The 23,043-nt window shown below is 64.8% G+C and carries 22 protein-coding genes; 10 read left to right on the top strand and 12 right to left on the bottom strand.

What is annotated here, in order from left to right; translation table 11 throughout:
- Window positions 1–234 precede the first annotated feature (234 nt).
- Window positions 235–771: a GNAT family N-acetyltransferase gene (locus E8F20_RS23355; protein ID WP_280285864.1), complete on the top strand. Its 537-nt coding sequence runs from the start codon at window positions 235–237 to the stop codon at window positions 769–771.
- 59 nt (window positions 772–830) lie between these two features.
- Window positions 831–1,070, top strand: a complete 240-nt coding sequence (locus E8F20_RS23350) for a hypothetical protein (RefSeq protein WP_280285863.1) — start codon at window positions 831–833, stop codon at window positions 1,068–1,070.
- Here E8F20_RS23350 and E8F20_RS23345 read toward each other — a convergent pair.
- Entirely contained in the window at window positions 1,067–1,303 is a 237-nt protein-coding gene (locus E8F20_RS23345; RefSeq protein WP_348529641.1) for an EamA family transporter, read from the bottom strand. The two genes, E8F20_RS23350 and E8F20_RS23345, sit on opposite strands and share 4 nt — an antisense overlap.
- On the opposite strand from E8F20_RS23345, the gene E8F20_RS23340 reads away from it, so the two are divergent.
- Complete coding sequence (locus E8F20_RS23340; protein ID WP_280285861.1) at window positions 1,191–1,529, top strand: helix-turn-helix domain-containing protein; 339 nt, start codon at window positions 1,191–1,193, stop codon at window positions 1,527–1,529. The genes E8F20_RS23345 and E8F20_RS23340 overlap by 113 nt on opposite strands.
- Before the next feature lie 7 nt (window positions 1,530–1,536).
- On the opposite strand, the gene E8F20_RS23335 is transcribed toward E8F20_RS23340, so the two are convergent.
- Complete coding sequence (locus tag E8F20_RS23335) at window positions 1,537–1,854, bottom strand: cupin domain-containing protein (protein ID WP_280285860.1); 318 nt, start codon at window positions 1,852–1,854, stop codon at window positions 1,537–1,539.
- Complete coding sequence (locus E8F20_RS23330) at window positions 1,851–2,756, bottom strand: DMT family transporter (protein ID WP_280285859.1); 906 nt, start codon at window positions 2,754–2,756, stop codon at window positions 1,851–1,853. The genes E8F20_RS23335 and E8F20_RS23330 overlap by 4 nt, the downstream gene beginning before the upstream one ends.
- Window positions 2,757–2,903: 147 nt before the next feature.
- Here E8F20_RS23330 and E8F20_RS23325 point away from each other — a divergent pair, with 147 nt between their 5' ends.
- A complete protein-coding gene (locus tag E8F20_RS23325) occupies window positions 2,904–3,776 on the top strand; it encodes an AraC family transcriptional regulator (protein ID WP_280285858.1) in 873 nt (290 codons plus the stop codon).
- On the opposite strand, the gene E8F20_RS23320 is transcribed toward E8F20_RS23325, so the two are convergent.
- From E8F20_RS23320 to purL, 3 genes are all read right to left on the bottom strand, one after another.
- Complete coding sequence (locus tag E8F20_RS23320) at window positions 3,777–4,094, bottom strand: YqfO family protein (protein WP_280285857.1); 318 nt, start codon at window positions 4,092–4,094, stop codon at window positions 3,777–3,779.
- A 169-nt stretch (window positions 4,095–4,263) separates the two neighbouring features.
- Window positions 4,264–4,524, bottom strand: a complete 261-nt coding sequence (locus tag E8F20_RS23315) for a CDGSH iron-sulfur domain-containing protein (protein ID WP_280285856.1) — start codon at window positions 4,522–4,524, stop codon at window positions 4,264–4,266.
- A 133-nt stretch (window positions 4,525–4,657) separates the two neighbouring features.
- Window positions 4,658–8,554 carry a phosphoribosylformylglycinamidine synthase gene (gene purL / locus E8F20_RS23310; protein ID WP_280285855.1) on the bottom strand — a complete coding sequence of 1,299 codons (3,897 nt, stop codon included), beginning with the start codon at window positions 8,552–8,554 and terminating at the stop codon, window positions 4,658–4,660.
- 166 nt (window positions 8,555–8,720) lie between these two features.
- On the opposite strand from purL, the gene mltF reads away from it, so the two are divergent.
- Window positions 8,721–10,184 carry a membrane-bound lytic murein transglycosylase MltF gene (gene mltF / locus E8F20_RS23305; protein WP_280285854.1) on the top strand — a complete coding sequence of 488 codons (1,464 nt, stop codon included), beginning with the start codon at window positions 8,721–8,723 and terminating at the stop codon, window positions 10,182–10,184.
- Window positions 10,185–10,275: 91 nt separating this feature from the next.
- On the opposite strand, the gene tadA is transcribed toward mltF, so the two are convergent.
- Together tadA and E8F20_RS23295 are read right to left on the bottom strand one after the other, a co-directional pair.
- Window positions 10,276–10,779, bottom strand: a complete 504-nt coding sequence (tadA, locus tag E8F20_RS23300; protein ID WP_280285853.1) for a tRNA adenosine(34) deaminase TadA — start codon at window positions 10,777–10,779, stop codon at window positions 10,276–10,278.
- A gap of 7 nt (window positions 10,780–10,786) precedes the next feature.
- Window positions 10,787–12,151: a multicopper oxidase family protein gene (locus E8F20_RS23295; RefSeq protein ID WP_280285852.1), complete on the bottom strand. Its 1,365-nt coding sequence runs from the start codon at window positions 12,149–12,151 to the stop codon at window positions 10,787–10,789.
- 215 nt (window positions 12,152–12,366) lie between these two features.
- Between E8F20_RS23295 and E8F20_RS23290 the strand changes: the two genes are divergently transcribed.
- Window positions 12,367–13,020 (top strand): intradiol ring-cleavage dioxygenase, encoded by a 654-nt coding sequence (locus E8F20_RS23290; protein WP_280285851.1) that lies wholly within the window; start codon window positions 12,367–12,369, stop codon window positions 13,018–13,020.
- 96 nt (window positions 13,021–13,116) lie between these two features.
- On the opposite strand, the gene guaA is transcribed toward E8F20_RS23290, so the two are convergent.
- From guaA to E8F20_RS23275, 3 genes are all read right to left on the bottom strand, one after another.
- Window positions 13,117–14,694 carry a glutamine-hydrolyzing GMP synthase gene (gene guaA, locus E8F20_RS23285; RefSeq protein WP_280285850.1) on the bottom strand — a complete coding sequence of 526 codons (1,578 nt, stop codon included), beginning with the start codon at window positions 14,692–14,694 and terminating at the stop codon, window positions 13,117–13,119.
- 80 nt (window positions 14,695–14,774) lie between these two features.
- Window positions 14,775–16,244 (bottom strand): IMP dehydrogenase, encoded by a 1,470-nt coding sequence (guaB, locus tag E8F20_RS23280; RefSeq protein WP_280285849.1) that lies wholly within the window; start codon window positions 16,242–16,244, stop codon window positions 14,775–14,777.
- 127 nt (window positions 16,245–16,371) lie between these two features.
- On the bottom strand, window positions 16,372–16,923 hold the full coding sequence (locus E8F20_RS23275) for a sugar ABC transporter ATPase (RefSeq protein ID WP_280285848.1): 552 nt from the start codon (window positions 16,921–16,923) through the stop codon (window positions 16,372–16,374).
- Between the two features lie 99 nt (window positions 16,924–17,022).
- On the opposite strand from E8F20_RS23275, the gene xseA reads away from it, so the two are divergent.
- The 4 genes from xseA to leuA all read left to right on the top strand — a co-directional run bounded on the left by xseA (window position 17,023) and on the right by leuA (window position 22,582).
- Entirely contained in the window at window positions 17,023–18,402 is a 1,380-nt protein-coding gene (gene xseA, locus E8F20_RS23270; protein WP_280285847.1) for an exodeoxyribonuclease VII large subunit, read from the top strand.
- 2 nt (window positions 18,403–18,404) lie between these two features.
- Window positions 18,405–19,226, top strand: coding sequence for a peptidoglycan DD-metalloendopeptidase family protein (locus tag E8F20_RS23265; protein ID WP_280285846.1), 822 nt, complete (start codon window positions 18,405–18,407; stop codon window positions 19,224–19,226).
- 107 nt (window positions 19,227–19,333) lie between these two features.
- Window positions 19,334–20,557 carry a mechanosensitive ion channel family protein gene (locus E8F20_RS23260; protein ID WP_280285845.1) on the top strand — a complete coding sequence of 408 codons (1,224 nt, stop codon included), beginning with the start codon at window positions 19,334–19,336 and terminating at the stop codon, window positions 20,555–20,557.
- Window positions 20,558–20,911: 354 nt separating this feature from the next.
- A complete protein-coding gene (gene leuA, locus E8F20_RS23255; protein ID WP_280285844.1) occupies window positions 20,912–22,582 on the top strand; it encodes a 2-isopropylmalate synthase in 1,671 nt (556 codons plus the stop codon).
- An 81-nt stretch (window positions 22,583–22,663) separates the two neighbouring features.
- Here the strand turns inward: leuA and E8F20_RS23250 are convergent, their stop codons facing one another.
- Entirely contained in the window at window positions 22,664–23,029 is a 366-nt protein-coding gene (locus E8F20_RS23250; protein WP_051246641.1) for a helix-turn-helix domain-containing protein, read from the bottom strand.
- Window positions 23,030–23,043: the final 14 nt, after the last annotated feature.

The following is a 23,043-nucleotide window of genomic DNA, read 5'->3' as shown; positions in this document are numbered from 1 at the left end:
GTTCGAACGGGGCTCATTGCGAGTTCCTCAGGCGGAACTCGACAGGGTTGAAGTCCTCGTCGCAGATCACGCAACCCGTATTCGAGGACGGTATGTTCACGCCAGCTGACGAGGACATGTACACCGTACGTGTCGACTGCAAGGACCCAGATGGCGCGCTACCTGGGCCTGATCAGCGAAACCACAGATAGGCCCCCCAGCCCCGATAACACCTCCCCCAACGGATCGGCCACCATGCACCTGCGCCCCCTCGAACTGCCCCGCGACGCCGACGCCCTGAGCGCCTTCGATGCCGGCTATGACACCCACCTGCTCTACCGCGTGGAGCGGCAAGGACTCGGCTTTGTAATGGTGGAGGAGCGCCGCGCGGAACCCTTCCACAAGCGCTACGACGCTGAAGGGTTCGCCGAGGATGTGGAGGACGCCGACTTCGCCCTGGCCGCCGTGACCGATGACGGCAGCCTGGCAGGGTTCGCCTGCGTGCGGCTGGAAGGCTGGAACCGCAGCGCCGAACTCAGCGCGCTGTTCGTCGCACCGACCCACAAGGGCCAGGGGCTGGGTCGGCGGCTGCTGGAGCAGGCCGTGGACTTCGCCCGTGCCAGCGGCGCGCGCTGCCTGTGGCTGGAGACCCAGAGCAGCAACCACCCGGCCATCGGCTTCTACCAGAAGTCCGGCTTCGCCTTCAGCGGGCTGAACACCGTACTCTACGACCCGCGCGACACCGCGCCCGAGGAAGTCGCGCTGTTCTTCAGCCGGCCCCTGGAGCCCTGAAAAATGTTGGAACCGTCGCCCTCCCCGCCTCACTAAAAAGGGAGAACTAGGGGGATTCGATGGACGACCTCGACCTGCTGCAATGGCCGGCCATGCTGGTCACCGTGGCTGCCGCCTGGCTGATCGGCTCGAAAACACCGGCCCGGCGGCACATCGGCTTCTGGGTGTTCCTGGCCAGCAACGCCCTGTGGATCGCCTGGGGCCTGCACGCCCATGCCTGGGCGCTGATCATCCTGCAGCTGTGCCTGGCGGCCATGAACCTGCGCGGGGCGAAGAAGGCCGACGAGGCCAGCGGCTAACCCCGGCGCCACCCAACCGGCAGCGCCAGCACCAGGATCGCCAGGATCACCGCCGCCACGCCCAGCCCCTGGGACAGCCCCAGCGGCTCGTCCAGCAGCGCGGCAGCCAGCGCCACCGCCGTGAGCGGGGCCACTGCCGTGAAGGTGGCCGCCTCGCCGCCGCTGCCACGCGACGAGCCGGCGTACCAAAGCAGGAAGCCCACCGCCGTCGGCACCCAGGCGTACCACGCCAGCGCGGCCAGCGACGCGGGCGAAGGCCAGGCCAGCGGCCCCCTGCCGCCCCACGCCTACCGCCTGCAACGCCAGTTGCAGAAGGCCCACCGCCAGTTGCTGGCGGGCGAGGCCGCGGTACAGGCCGCCCTGGCCTGTGGCTGCGCCGACCAGAGCCACCTCAACCGCCATTTCAACCGCGCCTACGGCTACACGCCCGGCCGCCTGGCGCGGGCAGTGCACGGCTGAGCCCGCGTCAGATGCTGCCCTCGCGCTCCACCACCAGGATGCGCGCCGCCCCACGCGGGCGGGCCACGTGCTCGCAGCCAGGGTCGGCATGGAACAGGTCACCGACGCCCAGCAGCACCACATGCTCCTCGCCGCCTTCGCGGTAGCGCATCTCCACCTCGCCATCGAGCACCACGAAGACTTCGCTGCCGTCGTTGACGTGCCAGATGTACGGCTGGTCGGTCCAGTGCAGGCGCACCGTGGTGCCGTCAAGGTTGGTGATGTCCAGCGCACCCCAGGCACGCTTGGCGGTGAACTCGCGGCTGCGTACCACGCGCTGGCTCATGCGCGGCTCCCCAGGGGCGCAGCGGCCACCGAAGCCTTGGGCTTGCGGAACACCAGCAGGTTGCCGGCCATCACCAGCACCAGGCCGAGCAGCGCCGGGGCCGTCCAGGCATAGCCTTCGGCGAAGGCCGAGATGTTCAGCGCCACCACGGGGAACAACACGGTGCAGTAGGCTGCGCGCTCCGGCCCCATGCGCCCCACCAGGGTCAGGTAGGCGGTGAAGCCGATCACCGAACCGGGGATCGCCAGGTACAGCAGCGAGCCGAGGTAGAGCGGGCTCAGGTCGAGGGTGAACGGCGTACCGCTGGCCAGGCAGCCCAGCACCAGCAGCAAGGCGCCGTAGAACATGCCCCAGGCGTTGGTGGTCAGCGGCCTGTAGCCGGCCTTCTGCTGCAGGCTGGAGAGCATGTTGCCGGCGGAGAAGCACAGCGTGCCCAGCAGCGCCAGGCCGAGGCCCAGCAGCGTCTCGCGGCTGGCCTGGTGGCCGGACAGCTCCGGCCAGAACAGCAGCGCCAGCCCGGCCAGGCCGAGGGCGCCGCCGGCCAGCACGTTGGGGGCGATGCGTTGGCCGAAGAAGATTCGCGCGTTGAGTGCATTCCACAAGGTGGCCGTGGAGAACACCACCGCGATCAGCCCGCTGGGTATCCACTGGCTGGCGGTGTAGAAACACATGAAGTTGATGCAGAACAGGCACAGGCCCTGGGCCAGGCAGATCATCTGGGCGCGGCCGTCGAGCTTCTGCAGCCTGCGACTGAGCAACAGGAAGGCGAACAGCACGGCGGCGGCCAGGGCGAAGCGATAGGCGATGGAGGCGGGAATGGCGACGCTGCCCATCTGCAGTTTGATGGCGATCCAGGTGGTGCCCCAGATCAGGACAGTGAGCAGGTAAAGGGACAGGTTCATCACGGCGACTCCGGTTTCGATGTGGCCAGTCTCCGCCCGCCCCCTTCGACTCGCTTGCACAAACTTGCGCTTATCTCGTCGGAGAACTGCCCGCCCTCACGCCTGCGCGCTAGGATGAACCCCATTCGCACACCGGCCGCTCTTCCCATGTCGCTACTCGAACAGAACCAGGTCTTCCAGTCCCTCAGCAGTTCGCCCCATGCTCGCCTCGAGCACAGTGCGGAGCTGGGCGATGGCCTGGGCGCAGCCCTGTGGAGCAACCATCACGATGCGAGGGACTACCAGGGGCCGAAGGTCCACACCCTGTCCTGTTACCTGGCCGGCGGTACCGGCACCTTCCGCCGCGAGCGCCCGGACACCAAGGGCGCGCCAGACAAGCTGTGCATCCTGCCGGCCGGCCATGAATCCTCCTGGGTGATCAATGGAGAAATCCGCCTGGCGCACCTCTACTTCAGCGCCGAGCATTTCGCCGAGACGGCGGTGACCCTGCTGGATCGCGAACCCCGAGAGCTGCAGTTGCGCGAGCGGACCTTCCTAGACGACCCGCAGCAGGCGCGAAACTTCCATCAATTGATCAACCTGGACTGGAGCGAGCCCGGCGAACGTCTGCGGGCCACCAGCCTGGCTCACGAAATGATCCACCACAGCCTGCTGACCCAGGCCGGGATGCGTGAGGGTTTGCGCCTGAAGGGCGGACTAGCTCCGGCGCTGCGCAGGCGCCTGGTGGACTACATCGAGAACCGCCTGGCTGAGCCCATCAGCCTGGGCGAGCTGTCGACCTTCTCGGCGCTGTCGGAGTATCACTTCGCGCGGATGTTCCGCGAGAGCTTCGGCATGCCGCCGCACCAGTATGTGCTGGCGCGCCGCCTGGAACGGGCGCGCAAGCTGTTGCGGGATACCGAACTGCCGCTGGGGGAAATCGCCCTGGCCTGCGGCTTCGCCAGCGCCAGCCACTTCAGCAATCGCTTCCGCGCCGCGATTGGCGGCACGCCAGGGGCGTTCAGGGCGGCGTTTCGCTGATCAGAACACCAGGTCGGAGAGGCGCCAGACTTCGAAGGCCGGCGTCTCGTAGGGGTGTGCCTTCTTCAACGCCTTGACCGCATCGTGGATCTGCTCGTCGGCAACCACCATCTCCACCTTCCATTCGGCCACATGCTCAACGGCGCCGGTCTGGCCCAGATAGGGGTTGCTCCCCTCGAGCGGACGGAACTGACCCTGTCCGAGCGCCTGCCAGCAGCAGCTGTCATAAGCGCCGATGCGCCCCCCGCCTGCCGCGAAAATGGCCTTTTTCACAGGTTCCAGGTGGCTCTCCGGAACGTAGAAACACAGCTTGTACATCAGGTTCTCCGCGTGGATCCAACGACGGGCTTATACCTGGCAATGATGCCACCAATGATGGCGCTTTGACTTCATTTTGCCGAGGCGCTGTTCACATACGGCGAGTTGGACCCATGGTGCGCAAAAGCGTTCTCCACGGGAAAGTGCATCTGGCGATAAAGGTGAAGCCCTACTCACCTTTCCAGAAGCGCCGCCAGCGTTGACCGAGGCTGGGGGTGGGCGGGCTGTGACTGCCGTCGCAAAAGGGCAGCCGCGCGGACTGGCCGCAACGGCAGAGCAACAGGCGCTGTTCACGGCGGGCGGTCAGGCTGAGGCCGTCGGGGCAGTCGGATGGGCAATCGGACATTCGTTCCGAACGGCCGCAACGGCACAGGCGGCATTGATCGCCGGGTTGCAGCAGGCGGACTTCAGGCAGGATCGGGTCCGGCATGGGCGCGGCTCGGAAACGAAAAAGGCGGGAGAAGAGTGCCTTCTCCCGCCTTTCGCTGTCGATGTCCGAGTGGGCCAATTTGATCCCTCTCCCGCAGGCGGGAGAAGGTCGTCAGATGGCCTTCGGCCTGCCCTTAATCCACCCAGACGCGGGCGTTGCGGAACATGCGCATCCAGCCGCCGTCTTCCTGCCACTCGTCCGGGCGCCAGGAGTTCTGCACGGCGCGGAACACGCGCTCCGGGTGCGGCATCATGATGGTCACGCGACCGTCACGACTGGTTAGGCCGGTGATGCCACGAGGCGAGCCGTTGGGGTTAGCCGGGTAGGTCTCGGTGACCTTGCCGTGGGTGTCGACGAAGCGCAGGGATACGCAACCGGACAGGTCGGCTTCCAACAAGGCTTCTTCGCTCTCGAACTCGGCATGGCCTTCGCCGTGGGCGATGGCGATGGGCAGGCGCGAACCGGCCATGCCACGCAGGAAGATCGAGGACGACTCCTGCACCTGAACCATCGCGACACGGGCTTCGAACTGCTCCGAGCGGTTGCGCACGAAGTGCGGCCAGAACTCGGTGCCGGGGATCAGCTCATGCAGGTTGGACATCATCTGGCAACCGTTGCACACACCGAGGGCGAAGCTGTCCTTGCGCTCGAAGAAGGCCTGGAAGCCATCACGCGCGCGGCTGTTGAAGAGGATCGACTTGGCCCAGCCCTCGCCAGCGCCGAGCACGTCACCGTAGGAGAAGCCACCGCAGGCCACCAGCCCCTTGAACTCGTCCAGGCTGACGCGGCCGGCCAGGATGTCGCTCATGTGCACGTCGATGGCAGAGAAGCCGGCGCGATCGAACGCGGCAGCCATTTCCACCTGGCCGTTCACGCCCTGCTCGCGGAGGATCGCCACCTGTGGACGCGCACCCTTCTTGATGTAGGGCGCAGCGATATCCTGGTTGACGTCGAAGCTGAGCTTGACGGACAGGCCGGGGGTGTCTTCTTCCAGCAGGGCGTCGAACTCCTGGTCGGCGCAGTCGGCGTTGTCACGCAGACGCTGGATCTTGTAGCTGGTCTCGGACCACTGGCGCTGCAGCATGCGGCGCTCGCCACCGAACACGGCTTCGCCATTGAAGCTGATGGCGACGTTGGCACCGTTGAACGGCTGGCCGATGACGGCAACGCAATCGCCGAGGCCGGCGGCGCTGAACTGGGCCAGCACTTCCGGGGTGGCGTCCTGGCGAACCTGGATGACCGCGCCCAGTTCTTCGTTGAACAGGACAGAGGTCAGGCCTTCACGGTTGTCGGCCAGGGCGTCCAGGTAGAGGTCCAGGCCGCAGTGGCCGGCGAAGGCCATTTCCAGCACGGTGGCCAGCAGGCCGCCGTCGGAACGGTCGTGATAGGCCAGCAGGTGGCCATCGGCGTTCAGGCCCTGGATCACGGCGAAGAAGGCTTTCAGGTCTTCGGCGTCGTCGACGTCCGGTACCTGCTGGCCGATCTTGCTGTAGACCTGGGCGAGGATGGAGCCGCCCATACGGTTCTGGCCGCGGCCGAGGTCGACCAGGATCAGGTCGGTTTCGCCCTTGTCCAGGCGCAGCTGCGGGGTCAGGGTCTTGCGCACATCGGTGACCGGCGCGAAACCGGTGACGATCAGCGACAGCGGCGAGGTGACGGACTTGTCCGCGCCTTCATCCTGCCAGCGGGTCTTCATGGACATGGAGTCCTTGCCCACCGGGATGGTGATGCCAAGCGCCGGGCACAGTTCCATGCCCACGGCCTTGACGGTGTCGTATAGGCGAGCGTCTTCGCCCGGGTGACCGGCAGCGGCCATCCAGTTGGCGGAGAGCTTGATGTCGCCCAGCTTCTCGATCTTCGAGGCAGCCAGGTTGGTGATGGTTTCACCCACGGCCATGCGGCCGGAGGCCGGCGCATTCAGCAGGGCCAGCGGAGTGCGCTCGCCCATGGCCATGGCTTCGCCGGTGTAGACGTCGAAGCTGGTGGCGGTGACGGCGCAATCGGCCACCGGGACCTGCCACGGGCCGACCATCTGGTCGCGGGCAACCAGGCCGGTGATGGTGCGGTCGCCGATGGTGATCAGGAAGTTCTTGCTGGCCACGGCCGGGTGGTGCAGCACGCGGCTGACCGCTTCGTCGATGTCCAGTTCGGCAGCGGCGAAGTCATCGCCCAGCTCGGCCTCGCGGCTGACGGAGCGGTGCATGCGCGGCGGCTTGCCGAGCAGGACTTCCAACGGCATGTCCACCGGCTTGTTGCCGAAGTGGCTGTCGGCCACGGTCAGGTGAGGTTCCTCGATGGCCTCGCCGACCACGGCGAAGGGGCAACGCTCGCGTTCGCAGATGGCCTTGAAACGCTCGAAATCAGCGGCGTCCACGGAGAGCACGTAACGCTCCTGGGACTCGTTGCACCAGATTTCCAGCGGGCTCATGCCCGGCTCGTCGTTGGGCACGGCGCGCAGTTCGAAGCGGCCGCCGCGGCCACCGTCGTTGATCAACTCCGGCAGGGCGTTGGAGATGCCGCCGGCACCCACGTCGTGGATGAACTTGATGGGGTTTTCCGAACCCAGCTGCCAGCAGCGGTCGATCACTTCCTGGCAACGACGCTCCATTTCCGGGTTGTCACGCTGTACCGAGGCAAAGTCCAGGTCGGCAGAGCTGGAACCGGTAGCCATGGAGGAAGCAGCACCACCGCCCAGGCCGATGAGCATGGCCGGGCCGCCGAGGACGATCAGCTTGGCACCGACGGAGATTTCGCCTTTCTGCACGTGCTCGGCGCGGATGTTGCCCATACCGCCGGCGAGCATGATCGGCTTGTGGTAGCCGCGGACTTCTTCACCGTGAGGGGTGTCGATGGCCTGCTCGAAGGTACGGAAATAGCCGGTCAGGGCCGGACGGCCGAACTCGTTGTTGAACGCGGCACCGCCCAGCGGGCCTTCGATCATGATGTCCAGCGGGGTGACGATGCGCTCGGGTTTGCCGTAGGGCTTCTCCCAAGGCTGCTCGAAACCGGGAATCTGCAGGTTGGAAACGGTGAAACCGGTCAGGCCGGCCTTGGGCTTGGCGCCACGGCCGGTAGCGCCTTCGTCACGGATCTCGCCGCCGGAGCCGGTGGAGGCGCCGGGGAAGGGCGCGATGGCCGTCGGGTGGTTGTGGGTTTCCACCTTCATCAGGATGTGCACGGGCTCCTGGGTCGCACCGTACTGGCGGGTCGCCGGGTCCGGGAAGAAGCGGCCGGCCGTGGAGCCCACGATCACCGAGGCGTTGTCCCTGTACGCGGACAGCACGCCTTCACGGTGCATCTCGTAGGTATTCTTGATCATGCCGAACAGGCTCTTCTCTTGCGCCTGGCCGTCGATGTCCCAGCTGGCATTGAAGATCTTGTGGCGGCAATGCTCGGAGTTCGCCTGGGCGAACATCATCAGCTCGACGTCGTGGGGGTTGCGACCCAGATCGTTGAAGCTCTTCACCAGGTAGTCGATTTCGTCTTCGGCGAGCGCTAGGCCCAGTTCGACGTTGGCCTTCTCCAGCGCGGCGCGGCCGCCGCCAAGGATGTCGACCACGGTCAGCGGCTTGGGCTGGGCATGGCTGAACAGGCTGGCGGCCTCTTCCTGGCCGGCCAGCACCAGTTGGGTCATGCGGTCATGCAGGCTGCTGGCGATCAGCTGCGCGTCGGCGTCGCTGAACTCACCGGCCACGTAGTAGGCGATACCGCGCTCCAGGCGCTCGATCTTGGCCAGGCCGCAGTTGCGGGCAATGTCGGTGGCCTTGCTCGACCAGGGCGAAATGGTGCCGAAGCGCGGCACGACCAGGAACAGGCGGCCGCGCGGCTCCTGCACCGGAACGCTGGGGCCGTACTTGAGCAGGCGAGCCAGGACTTGCTCTTCCTCCCCGCTGAGTACGCCAATCACTTCGGCGAAGTGGGTGAACTCGGCGTAGAGTCCGCTGACGGCGGGGACCTTCTGGGTCAGTTGCTCGAGCAGTTTGCCGTGGCGAAAAGCGGAAAGGGCGGGAGCACCGCGCAGGATCAACATCTTCGGGACAGCCTCTGGGGAAGGGGTGTGCTTGGAGGCCGTGCATTCTAGCGCAAAGCGCCGCTTTCCGGCACCTCTGAAGGTGCCTCGCGTCGCCCGAGAGCTAGCAGAGAAGATGCCCTCTGTCGAGATATGGCGTCCGCCAGCCTTTGCGTATACTCCGTGGATGCTAAATCAACACGTGTTCGGCACACGTCGGGCTTTCTGGGCCCTGGCTACCGGATTCCTCCTGATGCTCGTCGGCTGCAAACAGCCCACCACCCTCGAGCGCGTTCAGGAGGAGGGTGTTCTACGCGTGATCACCCGCAACAGCCCGGCCACCTACTTCGAGGATCGCAACGGCGAAACCGGCTTCGAGTACGAACTGGTCAAGCGCTTCGCCGACGACCTGGGTGTCGAACTCAAGATCGAGACCGCCGACAAGCTGGACGACGTCTTCTCCCGGCTGGGCCAGGCCAATGGTCCCGTACTGGCAGCCGCGGGTCTGGTGGCCAGCGAAGCGCGCAAGAACGAAGTGCGCTTCTCCCATTCCTACCTGGACGTCACCCCCCAGGTCATCTACCGCAACGGCGAACGACGCCCTACCCGCCCCGAGGACCTGGTCGGCCGGCGCATCCTGGTGCTCAAGGGCAGCAGCCACGCCGAGCAGCTTGCCAAGCTGAAAGCCACCCTGCCCGGACTGAAATACGAGGAGTCGGACGAGGTGGAAATGGTCGACCTGCTGCGCATGGTCGACGAAGGTCAGATCGACCTGACCCTGGTGGACTCCAACGAACTGGCGATGAACCAGGTCTATTTTCCCAATGTGCGCGTCGCCTTCGACCTGGGCGACGCCACCAGCCTGGCCTGGGCCATGGCGCCGGGCGAGGACGACAGCCTCTACAACGAGGTCAACGCTTTCCTCGACAAGGCCCGCAAGGACGGCACCCTGCAACGGTTGAAGGATCGCTACTATGGCCATGTCGACGTACTCGGCTATGTGGGCGCCTACACCTTCGCCAAGCATCTGCAGCAGCGCCTGCCCAAGTACGAGCAGCACTTCCGCCTGGCCTCGCAGAAGAATGACGTGGACTGGCGCCTGCTGGCGGCCATCGGCTACCAGGAATCCCTCTGGCAGCCCACCGCCACCTCCAAGACCGGCGTACGCGGCCTGATGATGCTGACCGAGAACACTGCCAAGGCCATGGGCGTGTCCAACCGCCTGAGTGCCCAGCAGAGCATCCACGGCGGCGGCAAGTACTTCACCTTGATCAAGAACGGTCTCTCCGAGGACCTCAAGGAACCGGACCGTACCTGGTTCGCCCTGGCCGCCTACAACATCGGCATCGCCCACCTGGGTGACGCGCGCAAGCTGGCCGAGGCCGAGGGCCTGAACCCGAACAAGTGGCTCGACGTAAAGAAGATGCTGCCGCGCCTGTCGCAGAAGCAGTGGTACCGCAAGACTCGCTACGGCTATGCCCGCGGTGGCGAGACGGTGCACTTCGTCCAGAACATCCGCCGCTACTACGACATCCTCACCTGGGTGACCCAGCCGCAGATGGAAGGCAGCCAACTGGCTGATAACGCCACCCACCTGCCAGGCATCAACAAGTCCCGCCCGCCGGAAAACCAGCAGGACGAGAAACTCTGAGCCGCCCCCGTAGGTTGGTGCGGGCGGCTTTCCGCTAGAGCGGAGCGAACTCCAACGACACCCCGCGACGACTCGGCATGACTGGCTTCAGCTACGCCTGGGAGCCGGCGTCCTTGCGTGCCGCCCGGCGCGCCTGGAAGAACTCCGAGAGCATCTCGCTGCATTCCTGCGCCAGCACCCCACCCTCCACCAGAACCCGGTGGTTGAGGAACTCCTGACTGAAGAACTGACCGCGACTGGCCACTACCCCGGCCTTGGGCTCGGTGGCGCCGAAGACGACGCGGGTGATTCGCGAGTGGACGATGAGCCCCGCGCACATGCTGCACGGCTCCAGGGTGACGTAGAGGGTACTGCCGACCAGGCGATAATTCTCCAGGCGGCTGGCGGCGTCACGTACTGCCACCATCTCGGCATGGGCACTGGGGTCATGGCCGGAAATGGGGCAGTTGAAGCCGCGCCCGACGATCTCGCCATCCTTGACCAGCACCGCCCCCACCGGCACCTCGCCCAGCGCCGCACCCTGCTGGGCCAGGGCAAGGGCCTCTCGCATGAAGTGTTCGTCGCGGCTGCGGTCGATGATCTGGGGCTGGCGCATGGTCAGTTCAGACAACCTCGATGGCGGCCATCAGGCCGGTTTCCATATGGTCGATGACGTGGCAGTGGAACATCCACACCCCCGGATTTTCCGCGACCAGCGCGATGCGCGCGGTCTCGTTCTTGCCCAGCAGGTAGGTGTCGGTGAAGTAGGGAATGATGGTCTTGCGGTCCGAGTCCAGCACCTTGAAGGCCATGCCATGGAGATGGATGGGGTGCAGGTACTGAGCCATGTTGCGCAGCTCGAAGATGTAGTGGCCGTCTTTCTTCAGCTTGGCGATCGGGCGGTCAGCGCAGGTCTTGTCGTCGATGTCCCAGGCCTTGCCGTTGATCTGCCAGTAGTTGCTCGGCCTTCCGGCAGCGCTGGCCAGGGTGGCAGCCCACTCGAAGTTGAAACGCAGCACTTGGGCCTTTTCCAGGTCGGGCTCGGGTACCGGGTTGGCCGGTAGCGGTGCCGGCCAATCACCGGGCGACTCGTTGCTGGCCACGCTCTTTAGCGTTGCCAGGCGCAGCGGGCCATTGCGCAGCGGCAGTTCGGTGCCTTCTGCCGGCACCTTGATGGCCAGTTCGATACGCATGCCAGGCCCCAGCCAGTACTCCTTGCCCAGGTCGCGGGGCTCCACAGGGTGGCCATCCAGTGAATAGATACGCACCTCGGCCCCCGGCAGGTTGAGCCGGTAGGTAACGGTGTTGTCCAGGTTCAGCAGGCGAAGACGCACCACCTGGCCAGCTGGCAGCTCCACAGTCGGAAGCGGCTTGCCGTTGATGGTGGTCAGACGGCCACGGGTGCCTTCACGGGCGGCCTCGCGGGGGACGCTGAAGGCGGTGAAGGCGCCTTCCTGGTCGACATGCCAGGTCTTCAGGCTGAGCACCTTCTCATGCTTGAAGCCACTGGGCTCACGCTCCTCGACGATCAGCGGACCAACCAGGCCGCGCCCCAATTGGTGCGCGCTGGACAGGTGCGGGTGATACCAGAAGCTGCCGGCGTCATCGGTCTTGAAGCGGTAGTCGAAGTACTCGCCGGGCAGGACCGGCAACTGCGACACATAGGGCACACCGTCCATCTCCAGCGGTAGGCGAATGCCGTGCCAGTGGATAGTGGTGGGCTCATCGAGTTTGTTGATGAAGCGAACTCGCAGCCAGTCGCCCTGGCGCGAGCGCAGTTCGACGCCCGGCGCCTGGCCACCGTAGGCCCAGGCCGGGGTGGAATGACCGGCGACCAGCTCTAGATCGAGCGGTGCGGCGATCAGCTCATAGTCATGGGTCTTGGCATCCAGGGTGCGACCGAGCCAATAGCGGGCGCCGCCGGCACCAAGGCTGACCACACCGAGGCCAACCAGGCCACCGAGAATCTGTCTGCGGGTGAACGACATGGGGTCAGGCTCCTCAGGGGAAGAACGGGGCTGTCCCATCGGCTAATCGAACCGGCCTCTGTCGGGCCGGACTACGGGGCGCCAAAGATACACCCAGCAATCGAGAAAGATAAGGGAAAGCATCCGCATTGACCGCGACCGATGGGCGCGGCAGTCGTTTCGTGCCAGGTCTAGGCTGAAAGAGGTGTCCCGACTCTCTGCAGAGGAGTGTCTCCGTGCATCCCACCCGCCGCCAACTGATGCAATTCGGTCTCGGCGGCCTGGTGTTGCTGAACTGGCCAGGATTCAGCCAGTCCGACAGCACCAGGACCTGCCGTCTCAGCCCGGTGCAGACCGCCGGGCCCTTCTATCTGGAAGATGCGCTGTTGCGCCAGGACATCACGGACGGTAAACCAGGCACCGCCTTGCGGCTTCAGTTCGAGGTGCTGCAACTGGACGGGTGCCGCCCCTTGGGCGACGCCGCCCTGGAGATCTGGCACTGCGATGCGCAAGGCGCCTACTCGGGCGTCGGGAGCGACTCGAGAAACCGCTACTTGCGTGGCGTACAGATCACCGACGACGACGGTCGTGCGGAATTTCGCAGCATCCTCCCGGGTTATTACCCCGGCCGGACCAACCATGTGCACCTGAAGGTGCATCTGAGTGAGCGGGATATCCACACCGGCCAGCTGTACTTCCCCGAATCGGTGATCCGCCCGGCGATGGTGAAACCGCCCTACTCCCACCCCGGCCAGGACTGGACGCCGCTGGAGCAGGACTACGTCTTCCGCCGCCAGCAAGGCGAACAGTCAATTGCCGAACTGGTCGCGGACGACGACGGATTCATCGCGCGACTGACACTGGTGGTCGATACCCACGCCAACGCGTGATCCTGTAGGAAAAGCACAAGCGCCCCCTACAAAACGAAACCGGCCAGGCTTTGAGGGCCTGGCCGGTCGGTTGTTGCTAGCGCTTTCGCACTCGCATCATTCCCACTCGATAGTCGCTGGCGGCTTGCTCGACACGTCGTAGGTGACGCGGGAGATGCCTTCGATCTCGTTGATGATGCGATTGGAGACGGTCTCCAGCAGCTCGTAAGGCAGGTGCGCCCAGCGAGCGGTCATGAAGTCGATGGTTTCCACCGCGCGCAGGGCCACGACCCAGGCGTAACGGCGGCCGTCACCGACCACGCCCACGGATTTCACCGGCTGGAATACGACAAAGGCCTGGCTGGTCTTGTGGTACCAGTCCGCCTTGTGCAGCTCTTCGATGAAGATATGGTCCGCGCGACGCAGCAGGTCGGCGTACTCCTTCTTCACTTCGCCGAGGATACGTACGCCCAGGCCCGGGCCGGGGAACGGGTGGCGGTAGACCATGCTGTAGGGCAGGCCCAGCTCCAGGCCGATCTTGCGCACTTCGTCCTTGAACAGTTCGCGCAGCGGCTCGACCAGTTCGAACTGCATGTCTTCCGGCAGGCCACCGACGTTGTGGTGGGACTTGATCACGTGGGCCTTGCCGGTCTTGGCGCCGGCCGACTCGATCACGTCGGGGTAGATGGTGCCCTGGGCGAGGAACTTGATGCCCTGCAGCCGGGTGGCTTCCTCGTCGAACACTTCGATGAAGGTGCGACCAATGATCTTGCGCTTCTCTTCCGGGTCGGCAACGCCGGCCAGGCGGGAGAGGAACTTCTCTTCGGCGTTGGCGCGGATCACGCGTACGCCCATGTTCTCGGCGAACATGGCCATCACGTGGTCGCCTTCGTGCAGGCGCAGCAGGCCGTTGTCAACGAAGACGCAGGTCAGCTGGTCGCCGATGGCGCGGTGCAGGAGAGCCGCCACTACCGAGGAGTCCACGCCGCCGGACAGGCCCAGCAGCACCTTGGACGAGCCCACTTGGGCGCGCACGGTGGCGATGGCGTCTTCGACGATGTTGGACGGGGTCCAGAGAGCGGCGCAGCCGCAGATATCCAGCACGAAACGGGAGAGGATGCGACCGCCCTGCTTGGTGTGGGTCACTTCCGGGTGGAACTGCACGCCGTAGTAGGCACGATGATCGTCAGCCATGGCGGCGATCGGGCAGCTCGGGGTGCTGGCCAGGATGTGGAAGCCGGCCGGCATGTCAGTGACCTTGTCGCCGTGGCTCATCCACACGTCGAGGCCGAGGACGCCGTCGTCGTCGATATGGTCTTCGATGCCGTCTAGCAGGCGGGCCTTGCCCACCACGTCGACGCGGGCATAACCGAACTCGCGCAGGTCGGACCCCTGCACCTTGCCGCCCAGTTGCTCGGCCATGGTCTGCATGCCATAGCAGATGCCGAACAGCGGCACATTGAGGTCGAACACGGCCTGCGGCGCACGCGGGCTATCGGCTTCATGCACCGACTCGGGGCCACCGGCGAGGATGATGCCGCGCGGGGCGAAGGCGCGGATCGCCTCATTGCTCATATCGAAGGGGTGGATCTCGCAGTACACGCCGATCTCGCGCACGCGGCGGGCGATCAGCTGGGTGTACTGGGAGCCGAAGTCGAGGATCAGGATCCGGTGGGCGTGAATGTCTTGGGACATGGCCATCTCTCGTTACGGAATTCACAAACGACACGGGGCTGAATCAGACAGCCCCGTGACGCGTTAGATTTCAGTCAGCCTCAACCGACGCGGTAGTTCGGGGCTTCCTTGGTGATCTGCACGTCATGGACGTGGGACTCGGCCATGCCGGCGCCGGTGATGCGCACAAACTGCGGCCGGGTGCGCATTTCCTCGACAGTGGAGCAACCGGTATAGCCCATGGAGGCACGCAGGCCGCCCATCAGCTGGTGAACGATGGCGGTCAGGGTGCCCTTGTAGGGGACACGGCCTTCGATACCTTCCGGAACCAGCTTCTCGGCACCGGCCGAGGAGTCCTGGAAGTAACGGTCGGAAGAGCCCTGCGACTGCGCCATGGCGCCCAGCGAGCCCATGCCGCGGTAGGCCTTGTAGGAACGGCCCTGGAACAACTCGACCTCGCCCGGAGCCTCTTCGGTACCGGCGAACATAGAGCCCATCATCACGCAGGACGCGCCAGCCACGATGGCCTTGGACAGGTCGCCGGAGAAGCGGATGCCACCGTCGGCGATCAGCGGGATGCCGGAGCCAGCCAGGGCGGCAGCCACGTTGGCGATGGCAGAGATCTGCGGTACGCCGACGCCAGCGACGATGCGGGTGGTGCAGATGGAGCCCGGGCCGATGCCGACCTTGACCGCGTCCGCACCAGCCTCGGCCAGGGCCTTGGCTGCTTCGCCAGTGGCGATGTTGCCACCGATCACCTGTACGTTCGGGTAGGTGTCCTTGACCCAACGTACGCGCTCGATCACGCCTTTGGAGTGGCCGTGGGCGGTGTCCACCACCACCACGTCGACGCCAGCTGCAACCAGTGCGGCAACGCGTTCGCCGGTGTCGGCGCCGGTCCCTACTGCAGCGCCTACGCGCAGGCTGCCTTGCGCATCCTTGGACGCCAGCGGGTAGGTCTTGGCCTTCTCGATATCACGGAAGGTCACCAGGCCGCGCAGGTAGAAGTTCTCGTCGACCACCAGCATCTTCTCGATGCGGTTTTCGTAGAGCTTGACCTTCATCTCTTCAAGCGGGGTGCCTTCGCGGGCGGTGACCAGCTTATCCTTCGGCGTCATGATCGCCGCCACGGTATCGCCGACGTTCGGCTTGAAGCGCAGGTCGCGGCCGGTCACGATGCCGACCAGCTCGCCCTCTTCCACTACCGGGAAGCCGGAGAAGCCATATTCACGGGCGATCTGCAGCAGCTCGATGATCTTGGTGGACGGCGTGACGGTAACCGGGTCACGGACGATGGCCGTCTCGTGGCGCTTGACCTTGCGCACCTCGGCAGCCTGCTGCTCGATGGTCATGTTCTTGTGAATGATGCCGATGCCACCTTCCTGGGCCATGGCAATGGCCAGGCGGGCTTCGGTCACGGTATCCATCGCCGCGGAAACCAGCGGGATGTTCAGTTCGATGCCGCGGGTCAGGCGGGTCTTGAGGCTGACATCCTTGGGCAGAATCTCGGAATATCCCGGGATCAGGAGAACGTCGTCGAAGGTCAGGGCTTCTTGGCTGATGCGCAGCATGGCGGGGGCTCCCAGGCGGGAAAATTGGAAGCGCGCCATTATAACGAGGCCACGGCCTCTGCTCAACGCGGCCGATGGCCTGCAGCGCCATTCCCGCGAAAAAACATGCCAAGCCGATCAGCGGTCATCAGCCGTCCGTCCGCACCTGGCGCACTTTGAACCCCAGGCGCTCGCCGAACGCATCGAGAAACGCCTGGGTAAAAGCGGTTTCGCCCCAACCGTTGAAGATAAACCCCAGGTTGGAAAAGCCGCACGGCTGCAGGAAGAGAAAGCCGTTGATGTCGTCCTCGTGACCGCACTCCGGGCAGCTGAAGTTGTCCGTAGTCCCCGGCCACCAATCCTCCAGGCTCTCGAACAGCGGCTCGCCAACTTCCCGGCGGCATTCGGGGCAGCCTGCTTCTTTGAGGAAGTTGCGGGTGGGCGTATAGATGCAGCGTTTATCCACCACCTCCAGGCCATTCACGGGTTGGCCGAACGGCAAGCGATCAGGATGCTCAACGACCTGCCGCGCGCTGGGGGCGATGGCATAGGCCATGCGATTGCCGCGCACGCCACAGGTGCTTGGCAACGCCTCGACCACGCCGCGCTGGGCGAGCCAGCGCTGCATGCGTCCGGCCAGGGACTGGTGCCCGGGCACGCTGGAAATCTGCGGCACGATGATCAGTTGGCTCGTCTCCATTTCAGGCTCCTATGGCAGAGGAAAGGGCACGCAGCTTAATCAGCGCCCTTCAACCGTCAACTATGGCGCAAGATGCCAAAGCCATTATCATTCCGGCCCATGATCAACGATCCCTTCCAACGGCTTGGCCTCGATCGCGAGGTACTGACCGTCAGCCAGCTCAACCAACGTGCCCGCCATCTATTGGAGGACGTGTTTCCGCAGGTCTGGGTGGAGGGTGAAATCTCCAACCTGGCCAAGCCTGCCTCCGGCCACCTGTACTTCACCCTCAAGGACAGCCAGGCGCAGGTTCGCTGCGCCCTGTTCCGGCAGAACGCCCTGCGCGTACGCCAGGCGCTGCGCGATGGCCTGGCGGTGCGGGTGCGTGGAAAAGTCTCGCTGTTCGAGGGCCGTGGCGATTACCAACTGATCGCCGATGCCGTCGAGCCGGCCGGCGATGGTGCCCTGCGCCTGGCATTCGAGGCCCTCAAGGAAAAACTCGCCGCTGAAGGGCTGTTCGCTGCGGAACGCAAGCGCCCGCTACCGGCCCACCCGCAGCGTATCGGCATCGTCAGCTCACCCACCGGCGCGGTGATCCGCGACATCATCAGCGTCTTTCGACGTCGCGCACCCCAGGTACAGCTGACCCTCATTCCCACTGCCGTGCAGGGCCGCGAAGCCACCGCGCAGATCGTCCGCGCCCTCGGATTGGCGGATGCGCAAGGCTTCGATGCGTTGATCCTCGCCCGTGGTGGCGGCTCCCTGGAGGACCTCTGGTGCTTCAACGAAGAGGCGGTGGCCCGCGCCGTGGCCGCGTGCCAGACCCCCATCGTCAGTGCCGTCGGCCATGAGACGGATGTTTCCATCAGCGATTTCGTCGCCGATGTGCGCGCCCCGACGCCCTCCGCCGCCGCCGAACTCCTGGCCCCCGATGCCAAAGACCTGCAGCAGCGCCTCGACAGCCTGCATCGCCGCCTGATCCTGCGCCTGCGGGACCACCTGACCCGCGAGCGCCTGCGCCTGGACGGGCTGTTCCGACGCCTGCGCCACCCCGGCGAGCGCCTGCGCCAACAAGCGCAGCGGCTGGATGACCTGGACATGCGCCTGCGGCGCGCGTTCGAGCGCCAGCAGCAGGTACGTCACGAACGCCTGGTGCGCCTGGACACCCGCCTCGCCGCACAGCATCCCGGACGCACCCTGGCCCTGCTGCGGCAGAAGCTCGACAGCCTGGCCGAACGCCTGCCCCGCGCCGCTCGCGAGACCCTCAAGGATCGTCGTCAGCGCCTTGACACCCTGGCCCAGACACTTCACATCGTCAGCCCCCTGGCCACCCTCGGGCGTGGCTACAGCATTCTGCTCGACGAACGTGGACAAGCCGTCCGCACCGCCAGCCAGACCCACCCCGGCCAGCGTCTGAAGGCCCGTCTCGGAGAAGGCGAACTGGACGTACGCGTCGAAGACAACCATCTCACGCCCGTGAACCTCTCCCTGCTGGACTGACCATGCGCCTGCTTGCCGCCCTGCTCCTCTGCCTCGCCCTTCCCGTCCATGCCGAAGGATTCATCAGCCGGCTGCTGAACAAACCGGTTCCAGGCGGCGTAGCCGTCGTCCAGCTCGGCAACGGTCCCCATGCACCCACCGCGCGCTACCAGGGCAAACCGGTGCTGGTGGTCAAGGAAGACGGCCGCAACTGGATCGCCATCGTCGGCATCCCGCTGGGCACCAAGGTCGGGCAGCAACTGATCGAGGTCAGCGATGGGCGCCGGCTGGGCTTCAGCGTCGGCAGCCGCACCTATCGCGAGCAGCACATCAAGCTGGCCAATACCCGCCAGGTGAACCCGCTGCCGGAAGACCTGAAACGCATCGACCGCGAACTGGCCGAGCAGACCACTGCCTACCGCCGCTTCAGCCCCGGGACGCCGAGCAACCTACTGTTCGACAAGCCGGTCAACGGCCCGCTCTCCAGCCCCTTCGGACTGCGCCGCTTCTTTAATGGCGAAGAACGCAACCCGCACTCCGGCCTGGACTTCGCCGTGGGAGCAGGCACGCCAATCAAGGCACCCGCGGCCGGCAAGGTGGTTCTTATCGGCAACTACTTTTTCAACGGCAAGACAGTGTTCGTCGACCATGGACAAGGCCTGATCAGCATGTTCTGTCACATGTCGAAGGTAGAGGTGAAACTGGGCCAGCAACTGCCCCGCGGCGGCGTGATCGGCCGCGTCGGCGCCACCGGCCGCGCCACCGGACCGCACATGCACTGGAACGTCAGCCTCAACGATGTGCGAGTTGACCCGGCCATCTTCATCGGCGCCTACAAGCCCTGAGGACATTTGCGCTTACACCCGGGAATTGGGCTGCGCGGCGCTGATTTGCTAAGGTCCGGCGGCCTCGGGACCCACCCCGCCAAACGGATATCTGAAGGGAACAGCCCATGAGCAGCGAAGTCACCCACTGGCTGGAATGGTTGCGGCAGCATCAGGAATTGCACACCGTCGTAGCCACTTCCGTCCTCATCCTCCTGGCCTGGTTGTCGAACTGGATAGTCCGCCGCATCCTGCTGCGCGGCCTGTTCCACGTCACCGGCGCGCAGATTCAGGATCACGGCTTGATCAAGCGCCTGGCCAATGTGGTGCCCGCCCTGGTGCTGGCCGGCGGCGTCCGGGTGGTACCGAACTTGCCAGGTGCGCTGGTGGAGGTGATCACCAATGTCTGCGCCGCCTTCATCATCCTCACCGTCGCTCTGGCCCTGAGCGCCGCGCTGAACATCGTCAGCAGCCTCTATCAGCGTCGCAAGGATGCCCACCTGCGGCCCATCAAGGGCTATGTGCAAGTGCTGAAGATCGCCATCTTCGCCATCGCCACCATCCTGATGATCGCCAGCCTGATCGACCGCTCGCCGCTGATCCTGCTGTCGGGTCTCGGCGCCATGGCCGCAGTCCTGCTGCTGATTTTCCAGGACACCCTGCTGTCGCTGGTGGCCAGTGTACAAATCACCTCCAGCGACATCATTCGCGTCGGTGACTGGGTGGAGATGCCCCAGCTCAACGCCGACGGCGACGTGATCGACATCGCCCTGCATACGGTGAAGGTGCAGAACTGGGACAAGACCATCACCACCATTCCCACCAAGCGCTTCATCACCGATTCGTTCAAGAACTGGCGCGGCATGCAGGAATCCGGTGGCCGTCGGATCAAGCGCTGCCTCTATCTGGATCAGAACAGCGTGCACTTCCTCCGCGAGGACGACATCGCCCGATTGCACCGTTTCCGATTGCTGGACAGCTACCTGAAAGCCAAGGAAAGCGAGCTGCTCAGCTGGAACAGCCAACTGGATGAGGCTGCCCGCCTGCCGATCAACAGCCGTCAGTTGACCAACCTCGGCACCTTCCGCGCCTACGTGGAGCACTACTTGCGGGAGAACCTGGACATCCGCAAGGACATGACCCTGCTGGTGCGTCAGATGGCCCCCACCGCCGATGGCCTGCCGCTGGAGCTCTACTGTTTTACCAACACCACGGCCTGGGCCCGCTACGAGGCTATCCAGTCCGACATCTTCGACCACCTGCTGGCGATACTTCCGGAGTTCGGCCTGCGAGTGTTCCAACACCCCAGCGGAGCGGACATGCGCGCGCTATGCCTGCCAAAGGCGGAGTGACCCTGGCGCTGCCCACGGATTGCCCGGCAAAGGGCGATTCGCGGGCTGGCTGTCTCGCCCCAAAAGAGCGGCGCAATCACCTCTAGAAAATCGCAGCAATCACGCAATAAATCTCCTCATTGCAAAATATTGCGCTCTTTTTCACCATTTTTTCCGCAATGCTTGCCATATTCACTCACGATGAATAGGGTTAGCCCTTATGAAAACCGCACACACCCTCATCCTTCTGCGTCAACACGCCTGCCTGCGACTGGTCAGCCCCCGACTGCGTGGCTGAATCTCACCTTCGCCGCACCCGCTGAACTCAATGCCTGGCCGACCACCACACGGCCCGCAGTAAAAAGGATTTGCCCCATGAGCATGCTGAAAGACCCATCCCGCAAATACCGCGCCTTCCCGGCAATCAACCTGCCGGACCGTACCTGGCCATCCAAGACCATCACTGAAGTACCGATCTGGTGCAGCTCCGATCTGCGCGACGGTAACCAGTCGCTGATCGAGCCGATGGATGCGCAGAAGAAGATGCGCTTCTTCAAGACCCTGGTGCAGGTGGGCCTGAAGGAAATCGAGGTGGCCTTTCCCTCCGCCTCGGATACCGACTTCAACTTCGTTCGCGAGCTGATCGAAGGCGGCCACATCCCTGACGATGTCACCATCCAGGTACTGACCCAGGCGCGCGAGGACCTGATCACCCGCACCTTCGAGTCCCTGCGTGGGGCGAAAAAAGCCATCGTCCACGTCTACAACGCCACCGCTCCCTCGTTCCGCCGCATCGTCTTCAACCAGGACAAGGCCGGCGTGATTGAAATCGCCACCAGCGCAGCCAGGCTGATCAAGAAGCTGGCCGCCGAGCAGCCGGGAACCGACTGGACCTTCCAGTACTCGCCGGAAATCTTCAGCTCCACCGAGCTGGAATTCGCCGTCGAGGTATGCGATGCGGTGATCGATGTCTGGCAGCCGACTCCCGAGAAGAAGATCATCCTCAACCTGCCGGCCACCGTTGAGTGCGCAACGCCGAACGTGTACGCGGATCAGATCGAATGGTTCGGTCGCCACGTCAGCCGCCGCGACTCGGTGATCATCAGCCTGCACACCCACAACGACCGTGGTACCGGTGTGGCCGCCACCGAACTGGGCCTGATGGCCGGCGCCGACCGCGTGGAAGGCTGCCTGTTCGGCAACGGCGAGCGCACCGGCAACGTCGACCTGGTGACCCTTGCACTGAACATGTACACCCAGGGCCTGCACCCGCAGCTGGACTTCTCCGACATCGATGCCGTGCGCAAAGTGGTCGAAGAGTGCAACCAGTTGCCGGTTCACCCGCGTCACCCCTACGTGGGCGACCTGGTCCACACGGCCTTCTCCGGCTCCCACCAGGACGCCATCCGCAAGGGCTTCACCCAACAGCAGGAAGACGCCCTCTGGGAAGTGCCCTACCTGCCAATCGACCCGGCCGACATTGGCCGCAGCTACGAAGCGGTGATTCGCGTGAACAGCCAATCCGGCAAGGGCGGCATCACCTTCCTGCTGGAACAGGAGTACGGCATCAGCCTGCCGCGCCGCATGCAGATCGAGTTCAGCCAGGTTGTGCAGAAGGAAACCGATCGCCTGGGACTGGAAATGACTGCCCAGCAGATCTACCAACTGCTGGACAGCGAGTACCTGCAGGCCAGCACGCCCTTCACCCTGAAAGGCCATCGCCTGCAGGAAGAGAACGGTACCAGTGCCGTGGATATCGAAGTCCAGGTCAAGGGTGAAACCCAGCACCTGCGCGGCATGGGCAAGGGCCCGCTGGAAGCCCTGGTGGCCAGCCTACCGGTGAAGGTCGAGATCATGGACTACTCGGAGCACGCCATCGGTGCCGGCACAAACGCCAAGGCTGCGGCGTACATCGAACTGCGCGTCAACGGCGGTCGAGCCCTGCACGGTATCGGCATTGACGAAAACCTCACCACAGCCAGCTTCCGTGCCCTGTTCAGCGCCCTCAACCGCGCCCTGAGCCAGGCCGAGGCCGAAGCGGCCTGAGGCTGATACCGCAAAACAAAACCCCGCCGGCAGGCGGGGTTTTGTTTTGTAGGCAACCTACAGGGAGTCTGCGCCAGGCATTCAGCCCTGTTGCTGCCAGTGGCATTTGCCCCATGCGCACATGGAATCCAGCACCGGCTTCAGGCTGCTGCCATGCTCGGTCAAGCGGTACTCAACCCGAGGCGGTACTTCGGCGTAGACAGTGCGCGAGACGATACCGTCGCGCTCCAGCTCACGCAGCTGCTGGGCCAGCATCTTCTCGGTGATACCCGGCACCAGTCGCTTGAGCTCGGAAAAGCGCCGCGCCTCCGGCATCAGGTGATAGACCAGCAGCGACTTCCACTTGCCACCGATCACCGCCAGGGTGACTTCCACCGGCGTGTTGTAGACCTTTTCTCCCGCCACAAGCAGGTTTCCCCCGGCAGGTAGTGGCTTGTGTTCGCTCATGATTGCCTCGGTAC

This window comes from Pseudomonas sp. BN415 (assembly GCF_029871195.1).
In the GTDB taxonomy this organism is placed as follows: domain Bacteria; phylum Pseudomonadota; class Gammaproteobacteria; order Pseudomonadales; family Pseudomonadaceae; genus Metapseudomonas; species Metapseudomonas resinovorans.
This window is presented reverse-complemented; position numbering and strand designations above follow the sequence as displayed.

Coding starts and splice junctions, on each gene's coding strand:
- tadA (WP_280285853.1), bottom strand. CDS start 10,779: ATGCGCCAGCCCCAGATCATCGACCGCAGCCGCGACGAACACTTCATG.
- mltF (WP_280285854.1), top strand. CDS start 8,721: ATGCTAAATCAACACGTGTTCGGCACACGTCGGGCTTTCTGGGCCCTG.
- xseA (WP_280285847.1), top strand. CDS start 17,023: ATGATCAACGATCCCTTCCAACGGCTTGGCCTCGATCGCGAGGTACTG.
- E8F20_RS23330 (WP_280285859.1), bottom strand. CDS start 2,756: ATGAACCTGTCCCTTTACCTGCTCACTGTCCTGATCTGGGGCACCACC.
- E8F20_RS23325 (WP_280285858.1), top strand. CDS start 2,904: ATGTCGCTACTCGAACAGAACCAGGTCTTCCAGTCCCTCAGCAGTTCG.
- E8F20_RS23295 (WP_280285852.1), bottom strand. CDS start 12,151: ATGTCGTTCACCCGCAGACAGATTCTCGGTGGCCTGGTTGGCCTCGGT.
- purL (WP_280285855.1), bottom strand. CDS start 8,554: ATGTTGATCCTGCGCGGTGCTCCCGCCCTTTCCGCTTTTCGCCACGGC.
- E8F20_RS23355 (WP_280285864.1), top strand. CDS start 235: ATGCACCTGCGCCCCCTCGAACTGCCCCGCGACGCCGACGCCCTGAGC.
- E8F20_RS23315 (WP_280285856.1), bottom strand. CDS start 4,524: ATGCCGGACCCGATCCTGCCTGAAGTCCGCCTGCTGCAACCCGGCGAT.
- leuA (WP_280285844.1), top strand. CDS start 20,912: ATGAGCATGCTGAAAGACCCATCCCGCAAATACCGCGCCTTCCCGGCA.
- E8F20_RS23250 (WP_051246641.1), bottom strand. CDS start 23,029: ATGAGCGAACACAAGCCACTACCTGCCGGGGGAAACCTGCTTGTGGCG.
- E8F20_RS23275 (WP_280285848.1), bottom strand. CDS start 16,923: ATGGAGACGAGCCAACTGATCATCGTGCCGCAGATTTCCAGCGTGCCC.
- E8F20_RS23350 (WP_280285863.1), top strand. CDS start 831: ATGGACGACCTCGACCTGCTGCAATGGCCGGCCATGCTGGTCACCGTG.
- guaA (WP_280285850.1), bottom strand. CDS start 14,694: ATGTCCCAAGACATTCACGCCCACCGGATCCTGATCCTCGACTTCGGC.
- E8F20_RS23320 (WP_280285857.1), bottom strand. CDS start 4,094: ATGTACAAGCTGTGTTTCTACGTTCCGGAGAGCCACCTGGAACCTGTG.
- E8F20_RS23335 (WP_280285860.1), bottom strand. CDS start 1,854: ATGAGCCAGCGCGTGGTACGCAGCCGCGAGTTCACCGCCAAGCGTGCC.
- guaB (WP_280285849.1), bottom strand. CDS start 16,244: ATGCTGCGCATCAGCCAAGAAGCCCTGACCTTCGACGACGTTCTCCTG.
- E8F20_RS23265 (WP_280285846.1), top strand. CDS start 18,405: ATGCGCCTGCTTGCCGCCCTGCTCCTCTGCCTCGCCCTTCCCGTCCAT.
- E8F20_RS23260 (WP_280285845.1), top strand. CDS start 19,334: ATGAGCAGCGAAGTCACCCACTGGCTGGAATGGTTGCGGCAGCATCAG.